This is a genomic window from Desulfuromonas acetoxidans DSM 684, from assembly GCF_000167355.1.
Classification (GTDB): Bacteria; Desulfobacterota; Desulfuromonadia; order Desulfuromonadales; family Desulfuromonadaceae; genus Desulfuromonas; species Desulfuromonas acetoxidans.
Genome location: NZ_AAEW02000049.1, coordinates 1 through 3699, shown reverse-complemented (window position 1 = coordinate 3699; position 3699 = coordinate 1). Strand labels below are relative to the sequence as shown.

General features: G+C 50.7%; 3 protein-coding genes. 1 reads left to right on the top strand and 2 read right to left on the bottom strand.

The window, feature by feature from the left end:
* Window positions 1-922: 922 nt before the first annotated feature.
* Window positions 923-1717, top strand: a complete 795-nt coding sequence (locus DACE_RS16825; protein WP_006003403.1) for a hypothetical protein — start codon at window positions 923-925, stop codon at window positions 1715-1717.
* Window positions 1718-1746: 29 nt separating this feature from the next.
* On the opposite strand, the gene DACE_RS17730 is transcribed toward DACE_RS16825, so the two are convergent.
* Together DACE_RS17730 and hemC are read right to left on the bottom strand one after the other, a co-directional pair.
* Window positions 1747-2166 (bottom strand): NifB/NifX family molybdenum-iron cluster-binding protein, encoded by a 420-nt coding sequence (locus DACE_RS17730; protein ID WP_006003401.1) that lies wholly within the window; start codon window positions 2164-2166, stop codon window positions 1747-1749.
* Between the two features lie 174 nt (window positions 2167-2340).
* On the bottom strand, window positions 2341-3282 hold the full coding sequence (gene hemC, locus DACE_RS16815) for a hydroxymethylbilane synthase (protein ID WP_006003399.1): 942 nt from the start codon (window positions 3280-3282) through the stop codon (window positions 2341-2343).
* Between the last annotated feature and the right edge of the window lie 417 nt (window positions 3283-3699).

The following is a 3699-nucleotide window of genomic DNA, read 5'->3' as shown; positions in this document are numbered from 1 at the left end:
CAATGGGGGCAACGTTGTCAGCAGATTAATCAGTGGCTCGAACCGGAATAAAAATTTCGTTGCCTCTCTTTACATGCATGCAGGAGATGGTACTCTTTTAACAAGCCAAGCTGATGACCTTGACAACTTGTTGGCAAAACAGTTCTCCGTCAGATAGATGCGTATATCAAACATCGTAGAACAAGGACGTACAATCTGGAAGAACAGCAAGAAATAAAGAGTGTTGAACACGGAGAGCAAGCCGTCAAGGTGATCCACGAATACCGACAGGAGGAAGGCAGTATGACAGTCTCTGAGCCACCCGGTCAGGTAGGAGTAACACGCTAGTTGAAACATGTGCCAACGTATTCTACAAACAACAAAAAAATGATTCCCACAGGGGGATCCTGACCGCAACAACAGGTCAGACTTAAACCGAAAAAGCCCCGGCATGAAGATCATTATCATGCTCGGGGCTTTTTATTGTTTTAACCATGACCTGAATACCTCGCAAAGGTATTGCGAGAAGCTGGAAGACCCTATGACTGCCAGGTGCACCTGATCCATCCGAGGAGGCAGTGAACAAAGAGACGGAATTGACGAATGGTGTTACCGAACGGGAAGCCAGCACAATAAAATAACGCCGGCTCGGGGAGGCATCCGAACCGGCGTTACGATGTGTGTTTCAAAGTAGGAAGAAAGGAGAACCAAGGGTTGCCTGCCACAACAACTCTTGATGGTGTTAACTCTAACAAAGCAAATCACCACTCACCACGTTGAGACGCGTAAAAAAGTGATATATGAGCCACAATCAATATCTGTGCGAATGCACAGAACGGCCGGGAGAGGGCATGCTCATGTGGAGTGAGTTGCGATCCCCCTTGTGGCTTGTTACTGCTCTATGTCATTGTTGTAAGAAAAAGTTCTTCAATGTGAGGAAAGTATGGAAACGTTTGAGCACATGGTTCAGTCGATCCTGAGTGATCAGGAGTATTTTGCGCCAGCCTTGTTCGGTTATGCCGACCTGAATGATCCTCTGTTCTCGCGCTTTAAAGAGATTATCGGCGCGGATCACATGACTCCCCATGAAGCCCTGGCTTGTCGTTATGATTCCGCGGCAGTTCAGGGAACGGTGGTCGTATGGATTTTACCTATTGTCAAACCGACGATCCTTGCCAACCGTCAGCAAAAACGTTACCCGGCTCAGCAATGGGCGCACACACGTCATTTTGGGGAACAGGTGAATCAGGAGATTCGGCGTAAGGCGCAGACGTTTTTTTCTGCGCAGGGTGATCAGGCTGTGGCTCCGTTACTGCTAGAGCAATGGCAGGCCGATTACACCACCTGTACCTCCAACTGGTCCGAGCGTCATGCCGCTTTTGTTGCCGGCATGGGCAGTTTTGGATTGAGTGATGCATTTATCAGTGATGTTGGAGTGGCCCACCGTATCGGTAGTGTTATTACCAGCGCGGTTTTGCCTCGTAGCCAGCGCCTCAGTGATAATCCTTATGCCCGGTGTCCCTATCATCACGATGGCAGTTGCGGCGTGTGTATTACACGCTGTCCCGCCCGGGCTATCACCTCTGACGGGCATGATAAACTGGCCTGCCATGACTACACACGTAACGACGTCAACCCGCAATGTAATGAGCGGTTTGGCGTGGATATCTCAGGATGTGGCTTATGTACCACGGCCGTACCCTGTGAGCAGAGACCTCCGCGACTTAAAAGAGCTTGATGGGCCGTTACTTTGAAAAGCTCACTGCCTCAGCACGATTCGTCTATGGAGATATCCAGGCCGGTGGCGCGGCTGAGTTCTTCGAGGGTTGCTTTATCGAGTCCAGTGCAGGATGTTGTGTCCGGCCACTCATCCAGAGTGTTCTGAATCAACTTGTCCAACGTTGCGGCAACAGTCTCTTCACCACGATAAACGGTAAAACCCTGCTGGCGCAGGCGATCAAGGGCTCCCTGGCCAATGCCCGCCAGGGCAATTGCGTCAGGGGAAATGGTGTGTAGGGCTGACAGCACTTTGTCGAGTCCGCCCTGTTGGTCGGCGGTGTGAACCGCAACCTCTTCGTACTCCCGGGTGTCTGTATTGACAATAAGCAACTTGGGGGTCACACCAAAATGGCTGAAAACCCGGCTGTTAAGACCGTTATTTTCAGTAATGGGAAAGCAGAGTTTCATGGTTGGGCTCCTTGGAGACTGGGGAGTTGATCTTCTATGGATTACCATGTAAAAACTGCGCTGGTTTGTCAATGGTCTCGACGTTGTGTATTTGCCGACGCGATTTGAAAAATAAAAAGCGGGAGGGCTGTGGCAGGCCTCCCGCTTTGTTTCATTCACAACAAAAGTGCTAAGTTACTCGCCGCGCTCCGCGCGAATAGCGGCAAGGATTTGTGCGCCGCCTTGTTCCAGTGTCAGGTTTGCCATCTGGTCCCCAAGTTGCTCGGCATCACTGCGGGCACCGGTCAGGACATTTTTGATCAGGGTTTGGCCGTCAAGACTGATCATGCCACCGGTGACTTTAAGCTGATCGTCTCCTTCAAGTTCCGCCATGCAGAAGGCGGGGATACTGCAACCGCCTTTGAGCGTTTTGAGGAAGGCGCGCTCAGCGAGCAGGCGGAATTCCGTATCCGGATGGTTGACGGCTTTGCGGATGGTTTCGCGCTTCTTTGCATCCAGATTTATGGCTGATTCAATGGCGACACTGCCCTGGCCGACAGGTGGAATAAACTGTTCCAACGGCAGGGTTTCGACGATCAGATCATTGTATTCCATACGGTTGACGCCGGCATAGGCCAGTAGAATGGCATCGCATTGGCCGTCATCCATTTTTCCGATCCGGGTCTGCAGGTTGCCGCGCATTTCAATAATATTGAGATGTGGGTAGTATGCTTTAAGGATAGCACGTCGGCGAACAGACGAGGAGCCGATGGTCAGAGGGCGACTGGTGTCGCCCAGACGGATCGACTTGTCGCGGCTGACGACAACATCGTTAACTTTTTCCCGGATGGTAAAGGCGATGATTTCAAAACCTTCAGGCAGTTCCGACTGCATATCTTTAGCGCTGTGCACGGCGATATCGATGTCGCCACTGCGCAGTTGGTCTTCAAGCTCTTCGGTAAACACCCCTTTGCTGCCGATTTTGGCGATGGAGACATCGAGCACTTGGTCTCCGCGGGTGTCGATTTCGACGATCTCGGTGTCCATGCCGGCGTCCTGAAGCAATTGTTCTACATAGTAGGCTTGCCAAAGGGCCAGTTTGCTGCGTCGGGTACCGATTTTAATTTTCGTACTCATAGATTCATCACCTTGGTTAAAATTGATAGCGGCGTAAATTTCGAAGTTGGCGCATTTTTTCAGGTATTATCCACCCTGTCAGGCCGGTTTTCCCGGCCATTTTTTTTCCTCAGGTTTCCCCCTTTTGAATGGGTTTTCCCGCCCAAGATGTGATTCCCTTTTGAGAAACCTTTTTTTTTTTAAGCCCCTCCCTCCATTTAATAAAAAAAATCGTTTAAATCCCCTTCCTAAATAATCCTGCCTTGAACTGGTTCCTCGCTGTGTCCCTCCTCTGTTTTTGCCGGGCCCCGAAATGGTGGGTCTTGTTATAACCCTAAGCCCTTGAATGTGAGGGCCTTGCTCTCTAACCGGTTATTCTCTGGGCCGCGGCTCAAAAACACACAGAGATGGCCCTCTTGCCCACGATTCCAATTATAT